Annotated in this window: 27 protein-coding genes and 2 pseudogenes; 8 read left to right on the top strand and 21 right to left on the bottom strand. The window is 36.3% G+C overall.

Features of this window, described 5'->3' with window-relative positions; genetic code table 11:
- Positions 1 to 213: 213 nt before the first annotated feature.
- The 3 genes and pseudogenes from WIW72_RS04640 to WIW72_RS04630 form a co-directional block, all read left to right on the top strand.
- Positions 214 to 630, top strand: a pseudogene (locus tag WIW72_RS04640) (IS607 family transposase); the annotation flags it as partial.
- Positions 631 to 704: 74 nt separating this feature from the next.
- Complete coding sequence (locus WIW72_RS04635) at positions 705 to 1,805, top strand: MFS transporter (RefSeq protein ID WP_337701763.1); 1,101 nt, start codon at positions 705 to 707, stop codon at positions 1,803 to 1,805.
- Positions 1,806 to 1,893: 88 nt separating this feature from the next.
- On the top strand, positions 1,894 to 2,073 hold the full coding sequence (locus WIW72_RS04630; RefSeq protein WP_337701850.1) for a hypothetical protein: 180 nt from the start codon (positions 1,894 to 1,896) through the stop codon (positions 2,071 to 2,073).
- A 224-nt stretch (positions 2,074 to 2,297) separates the two neighbouring features.
- Here the strand turns inward: WIW72_RS04630 and WIW72_RS04625 are convergent, their stop codons facing one another.
- From WIW72_RS04625 to WIW72_RS04565, 13 genes are all read right to left on the bottom strand, one after another.
- The gene (locus WIW72_RS04625; RefSeq protein WP_337701761.1) at positions 2,298 to 3,191 is read right to left on the bottom strand and encodes a hypothetical protein; all 894 of its coding nucleotides are present in this window, start codon (positions 3,189 to 3,191) and stop codon (positions 2,298 to 2,300) included.
- Positions 3,192 to 4,256: 1,065 nt separating this feature from the next.
- Positions 4,257 to 5,219, bottom strand: a complete 963-nt coding sequence (locus WIW72_RS04620) for a dTDP-glucose 4,6-dehydratase (protein ID WP_337701759.1) — start codon at positions 5,217 to 5,219, stop codon at positions 4,257 to 4,259.
- Complete coding sequence (locus tag WIW72_RS04615) at positions 5,216 to 6,250, bottom strand: glucose-1-phosphate thymidylyltransferase (protein WP_337701757.1); 1,035 nt, start codon at positions 6,248 to 6,250, stop codon at positions 5,216 to 5,218. Before WIW72_RS04615 ends, WIW72_RS04620 begins: the two co-directional genes overlap by 4 nt.
- A 1-nt stretch (position 6,251) precedes the next feature.
- On the bottom strand, positions 6,252 to 7,076 hold the full coding sequence (locus WIW72_RS04610) for an SDR family oxidoreductase (protein ID WP_337701755.1): 825 nt from the start codon (positions 7,074 to 7,076) through the stop codon (positions 6,252 to 6,254).
- Positions 7,077 to 7,266: 190 nt separating this feature from the next.
- Positions 7,267 to 7,797, bottom strand: a complete 531-nt coding sequence (gene rfbC, locus WIW72_RS04605; protein WP_337701753.1) for a dTDP-4-dehydrorhamnose 3,5-epimerase — start codon at positions 7,795 to 7,797, stop codon at positions 7,267 to 7,269.
- A 375-nt stretch (positions 7,798 to 8,172) separates the two neighbouring features.
- Positions 8,173 to 9,177 (bottom strand): metallopeptidase TldD-related protein, encoded by a 1,005-nt coding sequence (locus WIW72_RS04600; RefSeq protein WP_337701751.1) that lies wholly within the window; start codon positions 9,175 to 9,177, stop codon positions 8,173 to 8,175.
- A gap of 519 nt (positions 9,178 to 9,696) precedes the next feature.
- Positions 9,697 to 9,867, bottom strand: coding sequence for a type II toxin-antitoxin system VapC family toxin (locus WIW72_RS04595; protein WP_337701848.1), 171 nt, complete (start codon positions 9,865 to 9,867; stop codon positions 9,697 to 9,699).
- Between the two features lie 71 nt (positions 9,868 to 9,938).
- Entirely contained in the window at positions 9,939 to 10,124 is a 186-nt protein-coding gene (locus WIW72_RS04590; RefSeq protein ID WP_337701749.1) for a hypothetical protein, read from the bottom strand.
- Positions 10,093 to 10,317 (bottom strand): AbrB/MazE/SpoVT family DNA-binding domain-containing protein, encoded by a 225-nt coding sequence (locus tag WIW72_RS04585; protein WP_337701746.1) that lies wholly within the window; start codon positions 10,315 to 10,317, stop codon positions 10,093 to 10,095. The genes WIW72_RS04590 and WIW72_RS04585 overlap by 32 nt, the downstream gene beginning before the upstream one ends.
- A 237-nt stretch (positions 10,318 to 10,554) precedes the next feature.
- Complete coding sequence (locus WIW72_RS04580; protein ID WP_337701743.1) at positions 10,555 to 10,752, bottom strand: hypothetical protein; 198 nt, start codon at positions 10,750 to 10,752, stop codon at positions 10,555 to 10,557.
- A 247-nt stretch (positions 10,753 to 10,999) separates the two neighbouring features.
- On the bottom strand, positions 11,000 to 11,140 hold the full coding sequence (locus WIW72_RS04575) for a hypothetical protein (protein WP_337701742.1): 141 nt from the start codon (positions 11,138 to 11,140) through the stop codon (positions 11,000 to 11,002).
- A 111-nt stretch (positions 11,141 to 11,251) separates the two neighbouring features.
- Complete coding sequence (locus WIW72_RS04570; protein ID WP_337701740.1) at positions 11,252 to 12,376, bottom strand: hypothetical protein; 1,125 nt, start codon at positions 12,374 to 12,376, stop codon at positions 11,252 to 11,254.
- A gap of 274 nt (positions 12,377 to 12,650) precedes the next feature.
- Positions 12,651 to 13,295 (bottom strand): TenA family protein, encoded by a 645-nt coding sequence (locus WIW72_RS04565; protein ID WP_337701738.1) that lies wholly within the window; start codon positions 13,293 to 13,295, stop codon positions 12,651 to 12,653.
- Positions 13,296 to 14,544: 1,249 nt separating this feature from the next.
- Here WIW72_RS04565 and WIW72_RS04560 point away from each other — a divergent pair.
- Positions 14,545 to 14,838, top strand: a complete 294-nt coding sequence (locus tag WIW72_RS04560) for a hypothetical protein (protein WP_337701736.1) — start codon at positions 14,545 to 14,547, stop codon at positions 14,836 to 14,838.
- Entirely contained in the window at positions 14,793 to 15,344 is a 552-nt protein-coding gene (locus WIW72_RS04555) for a hypothetical protein (protein ID WP_337701734.1), read from the top strand. Before WIW72_RS04560 ends, WIW72_RS04555 begins: the two co-directional genes overlap by 46 nt.
- Before the next feature lie 342 nt (positions 15,345 to 15,686).
- Here WIW72_RS04555 and WIW72_RS04550 read toward each other — a convergent pair whose 3' ends face one another.
- The 3 genes from WIW72_RS04550 to WIW72_RS04540 form a co-directional block, all read right to left on the bottom strand.
- A complete protein-coding gene (locus WIW72_RS04550) occupies positions 15,687 to 16,115 on the bottom strand; it encodes a HEPN domain-containing protein (protein ID WP_337701732.1) in 429 nt (142 codons plus the stop codon).
- A complete protein-coding gene (locus tag WIW72_RS04545; protein WP_337701730.1) occupies positions 16,105 to 16,596 on the bottom strand; it encodes a nucleotidyltransferase domain-containing protein in 492 nt (163 codons plus the stop codon). Before WIW72_RS04545 ends, WIW72_RS04550 begins: the two co-directional genes overlap by 11 nt.
- Before the next feature lie 206 nt (positions 16,597 to 16,802).
- Entirely contained in the window at positions 16,803 to 17,633 is an 831-nt protein-coding gene (locus WIW72_RS04540) for a hypothetical protein (RefSeq protein ID WP_337701728.1), read from the bottom strand.
- Positions 17,634 to 18,085: 452 nt separating this feature from the next.
- On the opposite strand from WIW72_RS04540, the gene WIW72_RS04535 reads away from it, so the two are divergent.
- Entirely contained in the window at positions 18,086 to 18,928 is an 843-nt protein-coding gene (locus WIW72_RS04535; protein ID WP_337701726.1) for an ABC transporter ATP-binding protein, read from the top strand.
- Between the two features lie 196 nt (positions 18,929 to 19,124).
- Positions 19,125 to 19,313: a hypothetical protein gene (locus WIW72_RS04530; protein ID WP_337701724.1), complete on the top strand. Its 189-nt coding sequence runs from the start codon at positions 19,125 to 19,127 to the stop codon at positions 19,311 to 19,313.
- A 418-nt stretch (positions 19,314 to 19,731) separates the two neighbouring features.
- Here WIW72_RS04530 and WIW72_RS04525 read toward each other — a convergent pair whose 3' ends face one another.
- Positions 19,732 to 20,196, bottom strand: coding sequence for a PaREP1 family protein (locus tag WIW72_RS04525; RefSeq protein WP_337701721.1), 465 nt, complete (start codon positions 20,194 to 20,196; stop codon positions 19,732 to 19,734).
- Positions 20,197 to 20,323: 127 nt separating this feature from the next.
- Between WIW72_RS04525 and WIW72_RS04520 the strand changes: the two genes are divergently transcribed.
- Positions 20,324 to 20,740, top strand: coding sequence for a hypothetical protein (locus tag WIW72_RS04520; protein WP_337701719.1), 417 nt, complete (start codon positions 20,324 to 20,326; stop codon positions 20,738 to 20,740).
- Between the two features lie 436 nt (positions 20,741 to 21,176).
- Here the strand turns inward: WIW72_RS04520 and WIW72_RS04515 are convergent, their stop codons facing one another.
- The 4 genes and pseudogenes from WIW72_RS04515 to WIW72_RS13225 all read right to left on the bottom strand — a co-directional run bounded on the left by WIW72_RS04515 (position 21,177) and on the right by WIW72_RS13225 (position 23,075).
- Positions 21,177 to 21,713, bottom strand: a complete 537-nt coding sequence (locus WIW72_RS04515) for a PaREP1 family protein (protein WP_337701715.1) — start codon at positions 21,711 to 21,713, stop codon at positions 21,177 to 21,179.
- A gap of 131 nt (positions 21,714 to 21,844) precedes the next feature.
- Positions 21,845 to 22,018, bottom strand: a complete 174-nt coding sequence (locus WIW72_RS13235) for a hypothetical protein (RefSeq protein ID WP_443294828.1) — start codon at positions 22,016 to 22,018, stop codon at positions 21,845 to 21,847.
- Entirely contained in the window at positions 21,963 to 22,289 is a 327-nt protein-coding gene (locus WIW72_RS13230) for a hypothetical protein (RefSeq protein ID WP_443294827.1), read from the bottom strand. The genes WIW72_RS13235 and WIW72_RS13230 overlap by 56 nt, the downstream gene beginning before the upstream one ends.
- A gap of 27 nt (positions 22,290 to 22,316) precedes the next feature.
- Positions 22,317 to 23,075, bottom strand: a pseudogene (locus WIW72_RS13225) (FAD-dependent oxidoreductase).
- Positions 23,076 to 23,351 lie beyond the last annotated feature (276 nt).

Genomic DNA, 23,351 nt, shown 5'->3' with positions numbered 1-23,351 from the left:
TATTATGATCTCGTTAACAACCATATTATAGCGAAATCGTCACTTTAATAGTCTCTAAAGGTCACTAGAAGAGAGATGTTTCTACATTCAAATGCAGAACCAGCTGCTCAAGGTCATTAACTTATTTCATATTAACGGAATTGTCGAACAGGTGTGAATCCTTTCCCACGTTAACAGAGATCTTTTTATATTCATTTATTATCAACCAATCTTGTGGAGAGACTACTGAGACCCAAGGAGGCTTGCCAACTACTCGGCATTTCATACTCAACTCTCCTACGGTGGATTAGAGAAGGGAGGATAAGGGCGGTAACGACTGAAGGAGGGAAGTATAGGATACCTTACAGCGAGATTAAAAAGTACTTAGAAAGGAGGGAAGAGACGAGGGCTGTAATTTACGCTAGGGTGTTCTCGGCTGACCAGAGAGAGGACTTGGAAAGGTAAATAGACTACCTAACAAATTACGCAACAGCAAAAGGTTACAAGGTAGCTGAAGTACTGAAAGATATTGCCAGCGGGTTAAACACGCAAAGGAAAGGATTGTTAAGGCTATTCAAACTGGTTGAGGGAAGGAGTGTAGACGTCGTATTAATAACATACAAAGACAGACTAACGCGTTTTGGATTTGAATAGCTTGACGAGTTCTTCTCGACCTGGGAGTTAAGATTAAAGTAGTTTTCGGAATATTTAATTGAGGGTAAAAGATGGATGTAAAAGCCAAAAATTATATTGCAATATCTACGTTACTTTATTTCATTACTCAGTATTTAGGTCCTTACTATCCGATTTATTTAATAGATCAAGGTATTTCTTTGTACACACTTTCAATTTTCAGATCAATACAATTGATTAGTAATACTTTTTCAAGATTGCTTATAGGATTTATATCATATAAACATAATAAACTTTTATTAATTAGTTTGGGTATTTTACTTAATGCATTAGGTTTTTCGCTATTACTCATTTATCCTTCTCTATTTTCATTCATTCTAATCGGAACCGGTGACGCATTGATTTCCTTATACCTATTTGTATATATGAGTGAAGCTGAAATAAAAGAAAGAGATAAAGCATTCCACCTAAGTAGAGTTTTCAGTTCTATTGCAGGAGTTCTGGCAGGAATGGTTGGATCATTTGTTTCATCGCCATTGACAATAATACTGTCAGCTTCTATTGTGCTGTATTTAACTTCACTAACTCTAACTTTATATTCTAGAAATCAAGAAGAAATAATTAATACTTATAATACCATTAATATATTAAATATTGAAAAATTAAGAAAAAATATATTTTCAATTTTTTCTCGAAATGTTATCTTATATATTTTTATAAATATATTAATTTATTTTTCTTTTAATTATTTTATATATACTTGGCCGATATTTATGAAGAATTTGGGATTTCATGAGAAGGATTTAGGTTTATTTCTCTCTATTATGATTATAATATTAAATTTGGGTACTTTATTCTCTTATAAAATTAATCTAGATATTAAAAATAAATTATATATAGCTTTTTCCATACTCGCAATATCCTTTATCCTTATTGTTAATGGTATTTTCATAGGAGTCTTATTTTTTGAATTTGCATGGGGAATTATATCGCCAAATTTGAACTTATTAGCATCAATTATAATTCGAAGTGATTATATGCTACCCATAATTTCTATTTCATCATTCATATACAATTCAGTTATTTCACTACTACTTCTATTATTGGGCTTCTCCAATAGCCTTATCTTACCTTATTTCATATCTTTTATTTTTTCTTTAGTTTCAATAGTTTGTCTTATTTTTATAAAATAAAAGCCAATATTAATTTTGGGGTGAATCCTTTTTCGCGTTGTTAGAAATTTTTTATATTCTGTTTATAACGAATTTTTGTTGATAAATGATGATCTCTCAAACCGACGTAGGTGTTACCCAAAAGGGTGGGAGTGAACGTGGAGATGTGAACCCCGTGTCGTTGGGCTCGAAGGAGTCCCATGACCCACCTACAGTAAGTGGGTGGTTAAGGGCTAAGTCCCTACACTCGATCACGAATGAACATAAAATGATTGAAATGAAAGTGTAGGGACAAACGGGAGCTTCGTCCTCACATTGGGTTCATTGTAGGGCTCTCTTTTACGTGATAACGGAAAAGTCAGTTAAAATTTACTTTTGAATTTTTATAAATAAAAAATTAATATTATTTAAAATTGTGAGCTCGTCTTTCTTTGCCTCTCTTTATTAACGCGATGAAATCGTAGAAAATATTTAATATTTTACAAATTCTTTACGTAAACATCTACCTTTTTATTATTCCTCCAATGTAGAATACTTGAGTAATTCATTAATAGCGTTAGATAATCCTAAAATCAAGTAAGAATCGTTAATCAAATAACCTTCAAGAGTATGATTATAAACAAAATTATGAACAATCTTTATCACTCTATCCATTAATTTAACTCTTAATTTAACTCTCTCATTAAAGTCACATAATCTAGGTTCTCTTTCGCAAATTTTATCATAATATTCAATTTCATTCTTAATATCATTAATTTCATTTGAATTTATCTTTAAACCGTAAACTAGCCCAGGGTAAATGGCAGATCCTAATACGTAAAAATTACCAACTCCGTAGAGTTCATAAAATTTTTTAGGATCTATAACGCCGAGACAAAATGTCGGAGAATCTTTAATACTAACCTTAACTTTCCTTATCCTTACCGGCAAGTCAAAGACGAAAGTTTTCCTTGATAAATACTTCAACTCATCAAAGTTTAAACTTGTAATAAATCCAATTATTATATTTTTAATTATTTTTTTCCATGATGAATACTGTGATGAAGATCTCTCCTTACGATAATACTCACTTACCCAACACCTAGTAGCACTCACTTGACGTACAGTATTTTCTTTAGGAATAACTGTTTCTACAACCAGTTTATTATCTGTAGTTGTATAAATGGAAATTGAATTAACAAGGCTTAAATATTGTAAGTATGCTCTGACACCATATATAAAGGCAATTAAAAAATACACAGAAATTAGCTCCACGATAATGACTAGTCCGATATTAGTATATTTAAGTGGTGCAGTGACCATGATCGTGGAAACAAATATAATACCAAGAATACCTTGACTAATACCACGACCATAACGACGAGTACCGAACAATTCTAAAAAACTGCCACGTAATATGAGTGCCATATGATGTAAATCTTTATACACTTTAAAAAATTATTTATGAAGGATTATGTGTTTACTCTTGGTGTAACTTCTCCTTATTTCTGCCACGGGCTCAAGGGATCATAAACAGTCACCCATTGGGGGTAGTCGAGGAAACACTAAAACCCTCCCATCCGGTTTTGACGCACATCCTTGTGAGCAGTCATCAGTTAGGGAGATCATCAATAAAAACTATTGTAATACTATGTAATCATAGTCACATCAAAAACGATATTCAGAAATAATTAAAAATAACTAGTAGTTACGTAGAAGCGTTACAGTCTCGGAAATTTAGAAATTTTGTACACAACGGTTATACATTAAATCTAAATCCAGACAATGACTATCTCTCTATAATATTTTCTTCAGATTTAGTATTTTACCGTTGAATAGTACACAAATTCTATCTTCAATTTTCTCCTATATACCATCAAAATTGGAGTCAAAGCTAGCTAGATAAAAATATCATTTTGGATCATTGCAAGTAATACGCCGTAGTCAGTAAAACTCAAGTTCTTTTTTCTATTAGGACCTTTAAGAAAAAGATATAGACTTCTTTTCATTTTCATAAAAGTTTAGGAAAATAATAATAACTATGCTCGATCTCAAACAAACTCAAATATACACTCGAATACGTATTAGTAATTCTAGCTTGCTAAAAACTTAATATGCTATCAAAGAGTTGAACTAGTTATAAGGCTCAATAACAAAGAGGGACTTAGGAGAATGAGAAAAAGGTAGGATATCTCTGAGAGGTATTAAGCGGAGCTTACATAGTTTTCCATTGCGTCCTCTACAAGTACATGATAGAAGTTGCAGAAAGGACTTAAAACCTTACGATGAAGATTCTTAATCATTAAAATGTAATATTAAATGATATTTGAGGAATTGCAGAAGTGGAAGAAAGTGTTGTAGAAGTCTAAATATGACATCAAGATAGACTTAGAGATAATCAGGGAGATTGTCAAGAAGGCTAAAAATTAATATAAGATGTACAGTGTGGTAGGTGCTATCTAAAACTCTAGTTCCCTTAAACTACCTAAATGTTTACTTACCCTTTACTGCTAACCACGGCTCATCTTCTACGAAGAACTTATCCGTAATTAACGGCTCCCACCACCATCTGTTATTTAAATACCACTCGTAAGTTTTTCTCAGTCCTTCTTTGAAGGGTGTTACTTCATACTTCATCCTTGTTATCATACAATACCTTCTGTCGTGACCAGGTCTATCTAAGACGAATTTTATCCTAACCTCTTTGCCACTCACTTCCTCCAACATCTTCAGTATCTCGAGCACGTTATATCTCTGTCCACCCGGGATGTTATAAGCTTCTCCTTTCCACTCCGCTTTACTCATCACGTCGAAAACTATCCTAGCAGTGTCCTCTACGAATGTCCAGTCCCTTTCAGCTTTGCCATCACCGTACACCGGCACATGCATCCCTAGCAGTGTCCTAATTATAGCCTTAGGTATTAACTTTTCAGGGAACTGCCTGGGACCGTAGTTATTAGACGGTCTCACTAAAATCGCGTTTATGTCGTAAGTTCTTACGTAAGCCTTTACGAATAGGTCAGCTGATGCTTTAGAGGCACTATAAGGCGATGATGGCCTTAAAGGTGAGTTCTCATCTCCGCACTCCTCACCGTAGACTTCGTCTGTTGAAATGTGGATGTATTTAAAACCGAACTTCCTTGAAGCCTCAAGTAGGTTTATGGCACCAAGCACGTTAGTGGTTATGAAATCTTGGGGTTTGTAAATCGATCTATCTACATGAGTCTCAGCTGCGAAATTTATCACTACATCAGGAGAATAGTCTTTAATTATATTGTGTATTTGCTCGCTCCTTACGTCAGCTTGGATAAAATCGTGGTCTGTTTCCTTAAGGTTTTCCTTTCTCCCAGCGTAGGTTAATAAGTCGACTACAAGGGGTCTGATCCCCCTCTTGTTTAACTCCCTCACGAAAGCAGAACCTATGAATCCCGCTCCCCCAACTACGATGATTTTCATAGTATCACCGAAGAGTTCTCGCCTATAATTAATTTTTGCCACCTTCCACCCTTTTCAACAGTAGCGTTATTTCCTATCAAAGAGTCCATTAGTGTCACTCCCCTTATCTTAACGCGGTCAAGGATTACACTGTACTCTATCTCACTGTCTGTTATTTCGCTCTGCTCGCCAACAGAAGTGAAAGGTCCTACATAGGAGTTGACAATTTTCGTGTCCCTTCCTACGTAAGTTGGCCCTCTTACCACAGAGTTCTTTATTACGGCTCCTTTCTCGATTATTACTCTGCCGTCAATTGTAGAGTTCTCTATTACACCTTGAACCTTCCTTTCAGCGTATCTATCTAACAAGAATGCGTTGGCCTCTAAGATATCCCTTGGAGTTCCCGTGTCCTTCCACCAACCCTGAACTATTTCGTAATCCACTTCCCTACCTCTGTCTATTAGTCCTTGTAATGCATCTGTTATCTCAAGTTCGCCTCTCCAGCTTGGTTTTAACGACTCGATAACATCAAAGATCTCCCTCGTGAACCCGTAAACACCTACTAGGGCTAAGTCAGAAATCGGTTCTTTAGGCTTCTCGACTAGTTTTATGACCCTCCCGTCCTTTATCACTGCTACTCCAAACCTGTTAGGGTTGTCAACCTTAGCGAGTAGGATTGAAGCCGAGCCTTTAAAAGAGGAGAACTTACTCAGATCGTAAGGAACCACGTTGTCCCCTAAGTAAACTAAGAACCTATCCGACACTACGTCCTTCACTTTATAAACAGCATCAGCTAGTCCTCTAGCTTTACCTTGGTAAACGTAAGTTATCCTCACTCCGAACCTACTACCGTCTCCGTAATAGTCTACAACACGTGTGGGCGTGTTATCACCTAAGATAATTATTACGTCCCTTATCCCAGCGTCTCTGATCTGCTCTAAAACCCACTGTGAAACCGGTTTCCCTGCTACTTTTATCAACTGTTTCGGACCGGTGTGGGTTAACGGTCTAAGTCTTGTCCCTTGTCCTCCGTGTAGGATTACCGCCTCCATCTCATACCACCATACCGTCTAGGTCTAAACTGTAAAAATCAACGGATAAGAACTTCCTAGCCTTGGAGGAGTCTAAAGAGGAGTCGAAGGGTCTCTTAGCTACCCACCCTTTAACCTCATCTACTTCCCTCACTTCTCCTGACAAATTGAACTTTTCTTTAATCTTTAATGCTAACTCATAACGTGATATCCTCTCGCTTGCAACATTTAGTAAACCGGTTTTTCTAAGGGTTAACAACTCTTCTATAGCTGAAGCGAGTTTCCTTGCGGAAATAGGCGAGTAATAACCTTTATATGCGAAGATTGTCTTTCCCTCTTTCAATGTCTTATACACGTAGACTGGAAATCCCTTGTGCCTGAACACTCCAGAAGTCCTTATAACAAGGCTGTCGTCATATGATAAAGCAAAGGTCTCTCCTAATAGCTTGGTGAGTCCATAGTAGTTTATCGGGTTGGGTAAGTCCTCTTCTTTGTAGTTGCCCTTTATTCCGTCAAAAATGTAGTCCGTGCTGATGTGAATAAAGTAAGCATCTATTACCCTACTTGCCCTCACCATGTGCCTTACTGCTTCAGCGTTTATTTTATACGCCTTCTCTCTTTCTGTTTCGCACTTGTCTACGTCAGTCATAGCTGCAGTGTTTATTATAACTTCGGGTCTGGTCTTGATTATGAAATCTTCCAGATGTGCAAAATCGGTTATATCCATCTTATAACCGTCAGGGATTTCTGATGAGTTGTACAACTTGATGACATGGTGTTTTTTAGAAAGTAATTTATCTATTTCAACGCCTAACTGACCTGAGGCTCCTATTAGTAATACCCGCATCGTACTTATTATTCAATAGAAATTATAAATCTTTTTTCACTACTGATGTAATAGAAAAAAGATCTTGTAGAATAATTAATAAAGTGTTAAATAAAATTGATTATAAGGAAAATTAATTAAACTGTGAAAACGATAGGAGACCCTTATATATCTTTTTATTTGTAATAAATTAACAAGAACACTGGAGAGTTTAAGAAAACACTTCAGCCTTATCAAGAGGAGGACATTGTCTGTCCTTATCGCTTACTATAATCTCTTTTATTGCCCAGTCAATATACGAATAGTTAATGCATCTCTCATGTTGAGGTGAATATTCGTTATGAGTAACGAAGTAAACAACTAGAGAGTCCTCGAGCGCCTGAAAACCGTGGGCAAACCCCGGAGGAATCCATAGCATGTAGTGGTTTGACTCGCTTAATTCTGCACTTATATACTTTCCAAAAGTTGAGGAAGACCTTCTGATATCAACTGCGACATCTAATATTTTCCCTTTAGGGACGAACACAAGTTTTCCTTGTTCCTTTGGTGTTATCTGATAATGTAAACCCCTCACTACTCCTCTGACTGAGAAGGACATGTTAACTTGGAGGGGTATCGGAATGTTATGTTTACTGAAATCTGTAGACTTAAACACTTCAAGGAAGAACCCTCTTTTGTCGGGAAAGACCTTTGGCTTTATTAAGAGTACTCCCATACCAAGGTCTTCAAAATCAAAAGGCATGATTTGAAATTAACTTTCGTATATATAAAAGGATTTTAATAAAAAGTAGCCTCACATATAACTCGTTTTTTTAAGTCTCTCTTTGCAATTTACGATGCTAACTCCAAACTTAATCAATGATACCGTGTAAAGTCAATAAACCCGTTACGTTCGCCTCAGGTTAAACTCTCAGGCACTGATGTAGCTATAATGCCTACTCTAATGAGTAAAGGATAACATTTAAAAAGGCAGGAAAAAGAATTGATGTAACTTCAGCCAGGTCAACGTAGATTAGTAGAAGCTACATAAGTAAGATTAGAGAGATTCTAAACTAACCTAGTGTATTTTGATTGAATATACCAGTGTCGCTCATTTATAGTTTTGTGACATCATCAATTAATATATTATTGGTCTAACCTTCATCCTCAGATAAGGGGCTATACCTCCGTGGTGGTCGTCAATATAACCGCTCCTAACTTCTTTAGTCAACGCATCAATAGTGTCGAGCTCTTGTAAAGGGATAGCTATCTCTCTGACCAGTATATCCCCTTTTCCTATCAGCGTTACTCTTTTTGGAAAGATCCTTATACTGTTCTTTACTAACTCACTCCTTTCAACGCCGGTTATAATCAACCCCTCTCTCGTCTCCTCCCTTAACTCCTCTAAACTCCAGTCCCCGTTCTTAACGACTAGGTTGAAGTAATCTGGCTTAGGGATCACCCCTCTGGCGTTACCCGGCTGACCTCTACTTAGTGTTCCCAAATAACTTAATACGTAACCGTCTCCAATGACCTCTTTTCTCCTAGTCCTCACTCCCTCGTCATCAAATGTAGAAAAACCGATGAGCTCCTGGTTCAACGGGTCGTCTATTAAAGTCACACTCTGTGAAAACCTCTCTTCAAGCTTTAACATAGGTCTGTCAGCCCTCAACATAAATATAACGTGATGGAAAAGATGAAGTGTCACCTCGGGGTCTAAAATACCATAAGTCCGTTCTAAGCTAAACACCCTTGACTGTGCCGTCTCCTTAACCGTGCCCCTTAGGTAGTCTATTACTGTGGGGATATCAGAGGGGTCTCCAGCATAGGAGAACTTAACACCTTTGTATTCCACGATGTTGACGACTTTTTCTTCTACGCATTGGTCAACTGCACGAGTGAGTAACTTAGAAATAGCATAACCTTCCGTAATTCTGATCCCCTCGGCTTTGGAAAACTGATCTACTGCTGGAGACCTATACGAAGTACATGGTTCGTGTTCTGGGACTTTGTCCTCATGTACCTTAGTTAAAGTCCACCCATGCCTCGTGAAATAACGAGTCGCGGTTACTTCTCTGTACTCCTTAAAGTTACCGTGAGGAGTTATGTGATAAATGACCTCCTTCACGGTAAAAGCCTGCACGGTATATTATATGTGTCAGAAAACTTAAGCTTACCGTGATGTTATGGTCACTATAGATTCTCATGACGTTAAATAATGATAGTTTTTTTGCACCTTAAAATTAAACCTTTTTACCAAATGCGAAGTATTTATGAGAAAAGGTTCATAATTAATACGTGGAGGTAATACACTGTGTTTGAGGAAAATTAAGGGAGATTTATGGGGCCGAAAACTTCGCTAAAGAAGCACCGTCTTCTATCAAGGAGAATAATAATTCAGGTTAATTAATCACTTTGTAGTGTACACCAAGAAGATGAAGAACTTCATTGAACACTCTAGGGATGTTTTTAAAAAGTTTTCAAGCATCCCTCAAACTGCAAAGATTTTCCCAATAAATGCTATACAAGGTTCAGTATTATAATATAAAACTTTTGTAGTTGAGTTGAAATACGTTCCCATACTTTAGCTTACCTTATCACATTAACGGAGATTAGAAATAATTAAAAATGATGAATAATTACATAAAAATATTACAGATATTCACAAAATCTTCACATTTAATTTCTTAAAATGTTTTTCATCAAAAGTGTAAATCTCGTTAATACCGTTATTCATCATTACAACATAAGCCAGAGCATCATTAATGCTAACGTTTTCCTCATCGGCTATTTTAACAGCTTCAGTATAATCTTGTACTGTGACTTGTTTTATGATAATATTCTCATTGTTAATTATGTTTTCAATAACCTTAATTGAGGTTGTGAGGTTAGATAAACTCTCAATTACGTTAGCGATTTAGAGATGTGGACTACAGTAGTTAGAACTTTTTCCTCCCCGTTATCAATTTTTGCCAGTATTTCCTTTGCTTTCTCTTTCATTTTCTTAATCTTTTCATTGACTGAACGTTTTGGTTTAAGTATTGCATAAATGAACACGTTAGAATCTATAAACTTTACGTTTAAGCTCATGCCAATCACTTGGCAATTCTTCAACATCTATGCTATCAATAAGTTTTGTTAAGTTTGAAGCACGGGGGTAAAGCTCAATCCTATCGTCTTTTAGAACTAGGATGAACTCATCGGTGTTAAACTTGTCTCTCCATTCTTTTGGTATAACTATCCTTCCTTGGCTGTCAACTCTCTTTATTACCACTTTCTCCATCTTTTACCAAAAAATAATCGAATTACCAATAATTAAGCTTAACTATCTAAATATTTAATCCCCTTCTTTCTAACTCTTCTTTGGCTCTTTTTAGTACATAATGCTCGTTCCCTACATAAAATAATAAGTTTATATAAATCCATTTCTCAAGGAGTATATGAACTCGTTAATTTTACCTAGTTCGGCAAAGTTTAATTTCTCTAAAAGCTTCTGGGACCTTATGTTCCTCTCATCAACCTAAACTGTTATTATTTTTAACTTCACGTTTTCTAAAGCGTCTGAGAATGGTGCATAAATTAATCCTTTCCCTCTGAACTCCTTAGATACTGAATAAGCCAATTCGCTAACATGATTTTGTCTAGCAATGCCAAAATATTTGCCTCTTATAACTTGCAATGATCTAACAACCTTATTCCCTTCAAGGGCTAAAAACATGGGATTATCTTCCCGTTTTATTTTCTATACATCTTCTAACTTAACTTCTTGATACCATATTATGGTGTAATTTTCTGGATCGTCCTTAAGCTCTTGTAAATACTCATAAAATTTCTCAGCTAATTTTCTTTACTTTTCAATAATTATCTATAAACTTGTACATAGATTTATTTAATTATTTGCGCTTAGGACACTCTCTCGATGGGATAAGAAGTAATTAAAGGTAGTGAGTAGTTACGTAAAAGAGTTACAGTCTTAGGGACAAAACAACGTCGGTTTTTGTTCCAGATGTCATATTAATAGCTTTTTCTTTAGCTTCTGGAGATACTGCAGATTCGACTAGACTCATTATCATTTTCCCTAGCATGCCTAATTTCTTACTACTCATCCTAACACCCCTTCTAGCAAACTATTTCCTCTTTGGCTTAACTAATCACTGTAATACTCTAATTACAAAAGGTTAAAAAGCCTCGCCCCTCCGGTTGGGAGGAAAACTCAGCTAAGCAAAACTCAAGAGAATTGCAATAGCTGGGACTATTATTACCACATAAAGTATGGTGCCGTCAAGGAACCCGAATCTAAGTACCGTTAAGTAGTATGTCAGAACCCCTATTAAGTCTAGCCATAAACCGTCGGCAAGACCTACTCCGCCAATTATCCCTGTCCCTGGTTCACCGCCGTAATACCTTGTTATCTTATTAAGCTCTTTTCCCCTAAAATAGTCCGTTACGGTGCTACTTATCACAGTAGGTAAGAAGATTATAGGGATCGTTGACAACGTGAGGGGCGAAATGTAATCACTGTGCTTAAATGCTACAGTTACAATCCGTGTTACAAACCACAAAGCTAGAACTAATATGGGAAAGAATAACGATAAAGAAATAGAAGATACTACTCCTAATGGAGTAACCTCACCCGTGAAGCGATTGACCATGAGTGCTGGCTTCATAGATACCCAGAAGATAAGGAGAGAACTCCCGAAAACAAGTAAGAGAGTAAGAGGAGTTACGTGATATATTGAGTCGCCAGAATAATAAAGGGCTATAATGAATAAAGGTATTAATGAAAGATTTATCATGGTCTGCCTAGTCCCCACAGCTATGAAAGACAGTAAAAGCCCAGCTAGTGCACCATAAATAAAGGTATTAATAATTATCCCAGTATAAAGGGAGAGTAAAAACAGTGAAGCGAACATTACTGTACCAGCCCATAATTGATGAGTAGGTAAAGACCCAGTAAAAGCCTTATTCTTGATCCTTACTGCGGACATTGTTAGTGATGGCGGGATGGAGTATAATAAAGCAGACGTTACACCGGTAAATATACCTAGATGAAAAGGGAAATAGAGGGAAACACCAAAAAAGTAGTAGTTAAGGAATATAGACCAGAACCAGATGATGTAGTATTTTCCAAGTTCGTTCCCCCTAAAGAGCTTATAAGTCAGTAAGGACAGAACGAAAGAATAGACCACAAGATTTACGATTACGTCTATCACCTCACGATAAGGTAGGTTATGTATATACGGCAATGTTATGTAAAAAGTTGTTGAATAATGTATTGTTAGGAACGAGAGGACAGAGACTATGAAAAGCTTTAATTCATGATAGTAAAACTTAACAGCCACGTGTTTTTCTTGACTTCTTTTTATTAAGCTTTTTCTTAAGTGAAGTCATAATCACCATGAAGTTTTACGTGAATTTAACTTCTTAATTTACGTCTTGTCTTAAAAACCCATAATCACTTAAGAGCTAAATCTTTACGCGGTAAGTTTTTAGCTCTAATTAAAAAAGAACTGGTGTATCGTGTATTAATGAAGAATAGTTTTATACATGGAACTCTGAATAGATGAGGGAAACCCTAGCCTTTCTAGGGTGGTGAGGAAATAGGCTTAACCAAAACTACGTGATCTCGTAAAAAGGTGTCTCTTCCCTCCTTAAGGAATAGTCCCAAAACAGTATTTCAAACCTAACACTTGCAGAAAAAGGTTTTAGCAAGTTTTCGTTAAACTCATATGAGTTTAAAGCTTCAAGGATCGCATCAACCCTTCTTTTATAGTCCTCTGAAGCATAAAACTCAGCCCATTTAGAATACAGTTGGTTTGGGGACTCTATAACAAACTTTCCCACTTCATAATAACCCCACATGCAAGGAGACCAAGCTGATAAAAACTCCTTCCAACCTTTAGTAGAGTAATAATACAAGTGACGAGTGTATACATAATTTGCTAAGTTATATCCAGTCCTCATTATTTCCTCGTGAGTTATGTTTAGCTTATCCAAGAGATAGTTGTGTACTTCCATTCCCTTGTCCCTCGTTGAAAGTATAGAGGATAGGACTTTAGTAGCCTGGTTAGTAGGTGCAAATGAGGAGGCCCTCATTAGACTCTTTAACATTACCTCTACGTACTTAGAATCCTGAATTAAATAATAACGGAAGGACTCTAACGGTAGGGTACCGTCCCTCATTTGCTTGACGAATTCATGTTTAACGTATTTTTCCCATAGTTCTCTTACTTTTTCCCTTAATATCTCAGAAGTTTTCATAATAAGCCTTTACGTTTAAGAGGTATTTATAGTTAATTAAGGTTGTAATTTAAAGAGTCTAATTTCCTTAAAAATTATATAATAATTCAGGCTTATACTGTAAATGAATAATTTCTCAAGTTACTTTCTATTCTCTTCCTAATATAAGCCTTATCTTTCCTCCCGTAGAGCGGTCTCACGTTGTTATAAACGTCAATTACATCTTTCTAAAAGTCCTTATACTCAAGAGCAGATCAATAAATCATGAATGCATGATATTGTATTCAGAGTTAAGCTACGAGATATTTATACCTTAAATAGAATTTATTGTGAATATACTTTTTTTATCAAGTAATATAAATTAAGTGGGTTAGGACTATTTATCTAGAAATCTCATATTTTTAATATATTTATGCTTTTAGTATTTATAAGCTTTTTCTAATACTTTCCACTAGTGATCATAATATCGAATTGTAAAGGTTAGAGTATTGTTTATAAATAATTTATATAAATTGTATTGAAGTAATTGTAAAATATCTTTTCGTTATCGAGACGGGGGATATAGTTATACAATATTTTCTGGAGGAGATTAACGAGCTTAATCTTATGACGTATTACACAGTCTGAAGTAATACTTAATATATTATAAAAATGTAAAAATTGAAGTAAACATAAAATTTGTAGAGTGGAAGCTTGTAATTCCATACCTTAAATATTAATTAACTAGTTAGACCGGGATTACTTATTAGAAAAACTAATGAGATTTTATTTCAATTCCTACTTTTTTAATAGGGAACTTATCAGAGATGCCAGTTTTTTCGTTCCTTTTTAACCTTCCAATATTATATTTTGTACTACTACTTCTCTTATCTGATTAAGGTTATATTGTAATGCCAATGAAACTTCTGTTAAGTTCAACATACTTGGTGAGGGTCGTTGTTAACATCATTAATACTATACTAACAATTCCTTGCTATCTCGATATCTTCTAGAACTTTCGTAAGTTCATTATCCTAAAGATGATGGTTGACATTTAGATGATAATCCCTACACTTCCTAAAAATAAGAAAAAGTAACTTTAAAACCTATCTTATCTCAGTCTCTATTTGTATTAATTTCTTTTACTAAAATCCCCCTAGACTACAGGACTCCCGATATAATATTCCGTCATGGGTGATTTTCACGTGCTGGCTTACTCTCCGAAATATGTGGTTAAGCTTTAATCGTTTATGAATGCATATATACTATGAATTCATAGTATATTTTAGTAATGAAAATCCAAGTTAAAGGAGATTACATTTACGTGACAATGTGGGACAAATTAAGTAAAAGACCAAAGAGGTATTACCTAGGAAGAAAAGAGGGGTTAAAGAAATGGGAAGAGCTGTTTACGATTGCGAGAGAATATAAGGTTAGCGACAACGAGGTAAGGGATTACTTAAACTATTACTTAGATAGGGAAACGAATATGACCAAGGTCGAGTACGTCTTACTTTCATTAAGCTTGGGTGTTGAATTTTGGAGATCGAATGGAAATACAAAAACGCTTTCAGAAAAGCGGTGAGACTAATAGAGAGGTTCTACCCGGATTACGCACTTATAGGTAGGTTTGCAAGGAACTTTTATGCACCGCCTGAGACGACCTTGGATATAGACTTCTTGGTAGATTTAGATGATTATGAGAGGTTAGCGGAATTGATCGAGTATATATCTTCACAATATAAAATAACTCCCAATGACGTAGGACATTGGCAATACGTAATGATTATCGACGATATAAAGGTTGACTTAGTTAAACCTCCAGGGTATAACATAACCAAAGAGTTCCTCTCTAAGAGGAGGCAGGCCGTAATCAAAGGTGTTGGAAGGATTTACATAACTTCACCGGAAGATTTAGCAGTACTTTACGTAATATCTTCTAAACAGAGGGGGGTGAAAGACGTCCTAAAAGCTAAGGACGTCATAAAGTATTCCAAAGCTCGTAATGACTTTAACGAAGAGTATTTTCTTAAAAAATGTAGAGAAAATGGGGTAGAACATTTGTGTTTAGCTTTACTCTCTAACACGTGAAAAAGATGTATGCTTAGTCAATGGGTAAACAATATATTCCCTTGACACTAAATTTAATAAAGAGAGCCAGCAATAAAGAAGCCCTTTTCTCGATACGTAGGATACTAATCCCTCAGGTACTTTAAAATGTAAAGGAGTTTGGTTCTCTGCACATCTCGACTGCTCACCAAATGTAGTCCGAGCCGATGGCGAGAATGATGAGCCACTTTGGAAGGGAACCCTTCTATGGCGGGAAGAAAGTCAGATCAGCCGGTTGACTATTAGTCATTATGGAGGCCAAACTCTTGTACACTCTATTATTGGGACAAGTGACATTAAATCGAATAACCACTTTTGTAGAAACTATCTATTTCTTTTCTCCTCATATAATTTCTTAGCATAGTCCAATACTTCTTCAGCCATCTTTAACGCTTGATGTGAATCATATTCAGAATACAGTAACTCCGGTGGAGTGTTAGATTCCTCATCACCGTACATGGAAAGCTCTCTTTCTTTCCTTAAAGACCTAGAATACGAAACGAAAAGATCTATTTTCTCTTTAAACCACTGGGGGAATTTGTCAGCATTGTTTTTCAATATAGGACCTACATCGTAAAATTTAGGAGGTTCTATGTTAACAAGCCTAAGGCAGGCTTTAAGTGATAACTCTACAGCCTCTTGACACAATCTCACTACAATATTATACTTCTTCCTTTCATTCTCTACCTTAGCTAAGTTTATTCTTTCCTCAGCTTGTGAAATATAAGAATATGCGAATTGGTCAAAATTCAACCGTTTCACCAAATCTTGAGTCCTTCTTAAGCACCCAATACCACTTCTTACCTATCCTAACCCTTTCAGCACCTAATTCCTTTAGCCTATCCCTTAACTTCTGCAATATTCTTGTGAAGAAGTAATTTCTGTCGTAGAGTATTACGGCATCATAAACCATATCTAAATATAGTGGAGAGAATTTTTCAGCCTCTTCCGGTGTTTTTAGCACGGGTGAAAGCGATATGTAATACCCCATCTTCCAGTACTCGTCTAAGTTCAGCTTATCCTCTACTTTTGTCTCAAATAGTCTTATCCTCTTAAGCATGCTGTCTTTAGGAAGGTTTTTCATAATTATTAGCAAGTCAACATCACTATCGTTTCTATTATCACCCCTAGCAACACTTCCGTAAACTACAACTGAAATTAAGTCGTCTTTGAACTCCTCCTTCATTATTTTAAGCATGTTATTGAGTAAAGTAGCGTAAGGTTCCTTTATCACGTAATATTATAATCCTAAAGGTGTAATAAACGTTACGAATAGGTTTGATTGTGAGTGAAGGCGTGATGTGTCATCACGTGATTTCTTTCCCGTTCACAAACTTCAGTTATTCCCGTGTATGGCTCATTATCTTTAGCAATATGACTCAAAAGTTAGAGCAGGACTCGTCCTAATTTAACTCGTCCTAATTTAGGAAGAGAACCTTATTACCTGCTTATGAAATCCTCTGCTGTAACGCTACCTCGGAATTTCATGAACAACACTGCTAAGATTAGCACGATAGACGAGTTAAAGCCTATGATAAGTAATGTCGTAATTTGTGAGTAGGATACGAACATAGCGTTTATTATTTCAAAAAGTACTAACTCTGCGACACTTACTAGAGAAGCTATAGCTAACGACGGTGGTACGCTTCTTCCGAAAGACGTGGAGGGCTTTGACAGTGACGGGAATTTCAAACTGAGTATTATTATTAACAGTAATGTCAGCAAGATTATCACAAGTCCGCCTATGTAGAACAGTATTAAGAACTGAATTGAACTGAGAAGAACAGGGATAAATAGGAGGATTAAGACCGTCGTTACCCCGTAATAAATCATGTAATAGAGCAAGGTGAATATTAGTGAAGCTTTCGTAATTATTGAAAATACCCTTTTCGGTCCTCCCAGGTAACTCAGAAATATTTCGATTTCGCTGTTCATCCTAAGATTATAAAGAAAATAGTAAGGAATAGAAGAGGATAAAATTAAAGTAAATAACGAAGGGAGGAATATGATAATTGGTATTAACGCGAGTACTACGACAGCCTTAGACGGGGGTAAAGAGATTCCGTAAGTTTCGTATAATATCCTCGAGTATAGTGCCGGGTTACTAGGCATGTTGAGGTCGTTAGAAGGGAGGAGGAAGAGCGAAAAAACGATAATTAAAACTATAACTCCAGAAACTAAAGTCATCACGTTGTAAAAATTTCTTTCATAATTTTCCAAGTAAGCTCTCTCAATGAACACCTTAAGAACGGGGTCAATTGATAACTTCATCAACACCTCATCTAATAGTAAGTTATCTCATATTTGTATTTAGTTCTTGTAGTTTCTAGCCTGGACCTCATTATTACTAAATAACACGTCTGCGTAAGCTACTTTATTTCTGGTTTATCGTCTACTTTTAGCTAGTATTTGAGGTCTTTCGGAATGAGTGAACTAGATGGGGGCACGTCGTGTATTTCAATAGTTATCTCACTCAGACTCTCTCTATACTACCGATACTCTCGAGCCATTTCTCCTCATTGCATTTATCATACGCCCATAACAGACCGTAACTTTACCGTCGTAATTTAAAAGTCCTCTTCTTTCACCCTCGTTCGTAAATTTTCTTCATCTTTTCCATCTTCACGACTCAGTCGCTGACGGTTAGTCGTTCATTTCAACTTACAAGTCCGTAATCGTCTTTAAAGGAACGTTTAAATAACTAGAATAAAGTTATTGAGTATGTGAAAGTGAGTGTCATAGATGCCGAGATCGGCTACCGTGGAAGGACAATAGTTACAGTAAGTTCGTTAACGTTGAACGAGAACGAGGTCGTCGCATTAGTGGGACCGAACGGTGCCGGGAAAACCACACTTTTAAGAGGTTTAGCCGGAGTTTTGAGACCGATTAAGGGTAGGGTAGAGGTTGACGGAATAGACCTCTACTCCAAAGAAGGGGAGAAGGTGAGGAAACTTATAGGCTATATGCCTGCTGAATATTCACCGCCAACTACTCTCACGGTAGGGGAGTTCATCAAATTCTGGTCTGAAATCTACGGTGAGTCCTCTCAGCCTATCGACATTCCTCTTTCTGCCCAAATGAAGGTCGAGAAGTTGAGTAGCGGACAGAAGAAACTCCTAAGCCTTTACAGAGTGTTTCTCCAAAACCCGAAAATTCTGATACTAGACGAACCTACAGCGAATTTAGACGTAAACTTCAGGTTGATGTTATACGATAAGATAAATTTGATTAAAGAGGGTAGGATAATAATATATTCTACACACGACATCTCTGATTTACCGATTTTCGCTACAAGGATAATTTTCATTAAGGATGGCAGAATCATAATGGACAACAAACTAGAGGAACTGAGAAAGAACTTAGTGTATATTAAAGGTAACATTAAGAGCTTTCCTCAAGGAGTGAAAATTATCAGGGCGTACGGTGGTGGTAAGTTTTTGGTCAAGTACGACGGGAAAATTAGTGAAATTGTTAAGGAAATGGTAAACTCCGGTAGTGAAATAGAAGAGGTCAGTGAGGTAAACATGTACGAGTTATATAGGATGATAATGGAAGAGAGGGTCTAAATAGTGACCTTGAGCTCATTAAAGGGATTGCCCACGGTTCAGTTATTCTCGGTTACTCAACTTGATTGCATATTTACGCTTTTTGGAAAACGCTGTACTAATTGTTAACGGGTGTCTTGTTCGCCGTCGTCAAAAGTTTACGATAAGTCGTGAATTTTATGTCATTTGATATTATTTAACATTCCTAGCTCTTCTCATGAGAGTTTATAAATTTTGTAGTTACATACTATCATGTAGAAGAGAGCCCTACAGTGAACTCGATGAGCAATGTGAGGGGGAGGATGAGTTCGATGAGGCTCCCTATGTCCTTGAAGGGAGTGGTTTAACTACCGCTCCCGTAGACGGCACGGGGAGTGAAATAAGGGGAATGAGGACGAGAGGTTGAATACAAATTCATGAAACCTCAATGAAAGTCTGACCCCCCTTTAGACCTGACGTACACACTCTAACTAGTTCACCGCAAATGTGTTTACCCGTGGCGTAACTTTTCCTTACTTTTAATTCCACCAAGGGCACCCCTCTTAAGGGATCATACACAGTCACCCATTGGGGCTGGTCGAGAGAAACACCACTACTCTCCCGTCCACACTTTTATCACTCCCATCCTCATGAGCAGTGACCGTCATCAGTTAGGGGGATCATCAATAAAAACCACTTTGGTAATACTATATAAAAACAACTTGTAAAAACGATATTTAGGAGTAATTAAAAATAACGAGTAGTTACGTAGAAGCATCACAGTCTCTGCGTATCTCCTCAATTTCAGCCTGATTAACTGTCATATGTGATTAGTTAGGAGGAATTTATACTTTTAGGAGTTCCTTCTTAGCCTTATCAACCATTTCTTCAACGTCTGTAATATAACGTTTTACGGTATCTATATCTAATTTACCTTCATGAAATCCCCAAACGTGAAGAATATAAGCTGAAGACCAACCCTTTCTACTCCATTCCGTTAACGAAGCTACAGACGATAAATAATAAGTAAACCACCTGCCTTCCTTAGTTGCTAACTGGTATTCTTTAGTATTAAGCTTCTCACCTAGTGCCTTTATTACCTCTTCTGCAGACTTATATGCCTTCTCCGAGGCTTGAGTTATATCTCCGTTTTCAAGATATTTCTTTGCTTCATTAATGTATTTTTCGGCGATTTCAATTCTCAACTTTATTGAAATTGACGGATCTTCGCTTTTATTCCTAATAGCGTTTATTATAATATCCTCAACATCAATTCCTTCTTCCTCAGCCTTTTTAATTAACTCCTCCACGAATGAAATTTAGATGTTCTGAAATTAAAGTATTTTCAGACCTTTGTACTCTTTAGAAACTGCGAGAAGATTTTATTGACTAATAACTCTTGTTAAACTTTTCTAACTTCAAAAAAATTATATACTCATGGATGCTTCATTAATTAAGTTACTTTCTAAGGAAAGTAAAATGAAACAGGAAGAGATTGAGGAAAGATTATCATCAGCATCAAAAGCAATCCAATATGTCATTTCCTTTAATTCCGAGGAAAAATATACCGAAAGCGTAACCTCATCTGGAAACTATAAATTCATTAGATTAAAACTGTTTAACAGGCTGTCCTTTAAAAAGGTCTTTCTATCAGCTTCTTCGAAAATATTGGAAAGTCAAGTTAAAATGAACGCTGAAGGGAAAGGTGAAGTTAAGATCAAGGATTTGGGAAATTTTCAGAATGAAATAGAAATAACTTTTAACGGTAAGGGAAAAGAGATGGAAGTCTATGAACTGGAATTCAAAGTAGTTTTCACTAACGAGTTACTGAAAGATATTAAGGAAATACCTTGAAATTCAGGAGAAGGTTTGCGGTACTAAAAGGCTATTTTCAATTAATTTTAACGCTATGCTATCCCCTATCCTTAGATATCATCACTCTTTATCCTTTCCAAGGTTGAAAGAGGCAATGGCAATTGAGGCGAAATACCTTAACAAGAAAGGTTTCCCTAAAATTTTAGGTTCTGGACTTCTTAAAGGTGAATAGGAGACTTACAGAATTTTTTATAGATTTTCTAGACTTCGGCTACATAGGAATTATTTATGAAATCGAATAATACAAGGATCTTATTTCTTCAACTTCGACTTTATATTATGGATTGTTGCTTTAACCACATATATTTAAACATTAGAATTATAGATAAAAACTTCTAAGCTCGAAATGATATGACTTGAATGAAAAGATAAACAGCAAGTAGCGTTACTCTCTCATGCAAGTTAGCTTACAGGATTATTTTACGGAGTTTTTCTCCATTCTCTCTAAATCGGACGTAACTATGCTATATAAAACGTCTAGCTTTTCATCCCACTCCTCTTTAAACCACTCCTTCTTTATATCGTCTAAAATGCCTCTCGCTAGCGTAATTATATCGTGCAATACTTCTTCCTTATTTTTATATTTAGAAAAATCTGGATCAAAACCATTATATTGATAATCGTGAAGGAGAAAAGCTAAATTAGTTATATTCTCAACGTCCCGATAGCCTAACTTTGCCAGGTCAATGGAAATGCCTTTTAATGCATGAGTAGGTGCAGTATAACCTCTTTTTGCATACCACTCGTCTTTAGCCGATAGTTTATCTAAGTTTTTAGTTACTAAAGCTGATAACAAAGCTTTAACTGCATTAAATATTTTCCCAGCAGAATTCCTAGTCCTTCCCGCAAGCCACATGTTTATTCCTACGTCAATATCATCTAACGTTTCTAAAATCCTAGCTCTTATGTAAGCTTTTCTATCGATCTTAGGCGAAGATAACTTCTCTTCCATAATTTAATTTACTCCGTATAACTTAAAAAAGCCATATTTTATGATTTTCTCTAACTAGGAATTTCTACACTAAATCGAAGTTATTTTATCCCTATAAAAAGTATTTTAAGTTGTTTCGAACATATACTTGATTAAACGCAACAACTTAACTTTTCCGCATCCTTATAAAACGCTAAAGCGACTATCCTTAACGATTCTGCCACTGTAGGAAACACGTGAACTGTACCTATAATATCATCTATCGTCATCCTATGCTTTATTGCCAATGCTGCTTGGCCTATGAATTCTGCACCGTTCTCGGCCATTACATGAACTCCCATTATCCTCTTTGAGCCTCTCCACTACCATCTTTATTAGACCCTTCTCTGCATCAATTATTTGAGCCTTTACAATGTCCTTCATCTTTACAGTTCTACTATCAAAATCCCTATCAAAGGAATTAAGCCCCACTCTTGTCAAATTTGGACGAGTAAATATCACTTGAGGAACACTAAGGAAGTCAATCTTCTTATGCTCTCCCTTAATTGCATTCCTCACTGCTATAGTTCCCTCATAACCAGCTAAGGCTTCCAACATCTTATCTTCTATTACGTCACCTGCAGCTTAAATGTTAGGGTTAGTAGTCTGAAGCTCGTCATTCACTTTTATTCCTCCCTTCTCGTTTAGTTCTACTCCGGCTGAGGATAAATTCAAATCGACGTTAGGTTTCCTTCCGGCAGCTATGAGGATCTAATCAGCTTCTATGTCTCCCATGTTCGTAATTACTAGCTTGTCACTTTCTCCCCACTTTACCTTCTTAACCTTAACGTTGTGATTACGTAAATTCCTTCCTCTTCTAACACTCTCTGTATCTCGAGAGATCTCCAGCTCCCAATCTGGGATAAGAGTTTTACTCCTCTGAAGGATCGCCACTTCAACGCCGAAATTTCTGTACATTTGAGAAAACTCCAATGCCTCAGCCCTACCGCCTATAATTACTAAAGAGGAGATTTTCCCATCAGGGTTTAGAGCCTCAACGTTAGTCCAGTACTCCAAGTCTTTTAATCCCGGAATTTCTGGGATAAAAGGAGGAGACCCGGTAGCTATAATGAATTTCTTACCTTCTATTACTTTATCTCCAACTTTTACCTCATGAGGAGAAATAAAGTGAGCCTTACCTTCTATTAATTCCACGTCATAATAAATGAGGACGTCCTCGTATTTCTCTTTTCTAGCCTTCCTTACGAACTGTCTTGTGTCCTCAAAAGATGAGAAAAAATCTCCTCCCTTTTCTCCCAAATGGAGTAATCTCTTTGAAGGAACGCAACCTACGTTTACGCAAGTACCTCCAATAGGGCCATAACCTATTAAAACCGACTTAATTCCCAGTTCATTTACCTCAATAAGCGAAGCGAAACCTGCCGCTCCGTAGCCTATTAATTATTACTGGGTCTTTCGTTTTAACCTGGCCTCAAATTTGTCGGCACAGTGGGAACAGCAGAAGTAGTGCTTTTCTCCATTTATCACTCTAACGTAAATACAGCAGTTATGGGAATCTTAGGGAGGTAATACCAAGAAGTCGGTATTAGCGAGAAGTTTTTAATTTTAGACGTCTTCATACTGAAAAGATGTCAAACGGAAAAGGACAAATCGAGTTAG

It is taken from the genome of Stygiolobus sp. CP859M (genome assembly GCF_037389975.1).
Taxonomy (GTDB): Archaea; Thermoproteota; Thermoprotei_A; order Sulfolobales; family Sulfolobaceae; genus Stygiolobus.
This window is presented reverse-complemented; position numbering and strand designations above follow the sequence as displayed.

Bases quoted from the DNA above. Each gene is read 5' to 3' on its own strand.
- WIW72_RS04635 (WP_337701763.1), top strand. From the start codon at position 705: ATGGATGTAAAAGCCAAAAATTATATTGCAATATCTACGTTACTTTAT.
- WIW72_RS04630 (WP_337701850.1), top strand. From the start codon at position 1,894: ATGATCTCTCAAACCGACGTAGGTGTTACCCAAAAGGGTGGGAGTGAA.
- WIW72_RS04625 (WP_337701761.1), bottom strand. From the start codon at position 3,191: ATGGCACTCATATTACGTGGCAGTTTTTTAGAATTGTTCGGTACTCGT.
- WIW72_RS04620 (WP_337701759.1), bottom strand. From the start codon at position 5,219: ATGAAAATCATCGTAGTTGGGGGAGCGGGATTCATAGGTTCTGCTTTC.
- WIW72_RS04615 (WP_337701757.1), bottom strand. From the start codon at position 6,250: ATGGAGGCGGTAATCCTACACGGAGGACAAGGGACAAGACTTAGACCG.
- WIW72_RS04610 (WP_337701755.1), bottom strand. From the start codon at position 7,076: ATGCGGGTATTACTAATAGGAGCCTCAGGTCAGTTAGGCGTTGAAATA.
- rfbC (WP_337701753.1), bottom strand. From the start codon at position 7,797: ATGCCTTTTGATTTTGAAGACCTTGGTATGGGAGTACTCTTAATAAAG.
- WIW72_RS04590 (WP_337701749.1), bottom strand. From the start codon at position 10,124: ATGAGCTTAAACGTAAAGTTTATAGATTCTAACGTGTTCATTTATGCA.
- WIW72_RS04585 (WP_337701746.1), bottom strand. From the start codon at position 10,317: ATGGAGAAAGTGGTAATAAAGAGAGTTGACAGCCAAGGAAGGATAGTT.
- WIW72_RS04580 (WP_337701743.1), bottom strand. From the start codon at position 10,752: ATGTTTTTAGCCCTTGAAGGGAATAAGGTTGTTAGATCATTGCAAGTT.
- WIW72_RS04575 (WP_337701742.1), bottom strand. From the start codon at position 11,140: ATGAGTAGTAAGAAATTAGGCATGCTAGGGAAAATGATAATGAGTCTA.
- WIW72_RS04565 (WP_337701738.1), bottom strand. From the start codon at position 13,295: ATGAAAACTTCTGAGATATTAAGGGAAAAAGTAAGAGAACTATGGGAA.
- WIW72_RS04560 (WP_337701736.1), top strand. From the start codon at position 14,545: ATGAAAATCCAAGTTAAAGGAGATTACATTTACGTGACAATGTGGGAC.
- WIW72_RS04540 (WP_337701728.1), bottom strand. From the start codon at position 17,633: ATGAAGTTATCAATTGACCCCGTTCTTAAGGTGTTCATTGAGAGAGCT.
- WIW72_RS04530 (WP_337701724.1), top strand. From the start codon at position 19,125: ATGAGAGTTTATAAATTTTGTAGTTACATACTATCATGTAGAAGAGAG.
- WIW72_RS04520 (WP_337701719.1), top strand. From the start codon at position 20,324: ATGGATGCTTCATTAATTAAGTTACTTTCTAAGGAAAGTAAAATGAAA.
- WIW72_RS04515 (WP_337701715.1), bottom strand. From the start codon at position 21,713: ATGGAAGAGAAGTTATCTTCGCCTAAGATCGATAGAAAAGCTTACATA.
- WIW72_RS13235 (WP_443294828.1), bottom strand. From the start codon at position 22,018: ATGGCCGAGAACGGTGCAGAATTCATAGGCCAAGCAGCATTGGCAATA.
- WIW72_RS13230 (WP_443294827.1), bottom strand. From the start codon at position 22,289: ATGTTGGAAGCCTTAGCTGGTTATGAGGGAACTATAGCAGTGAGGAAT.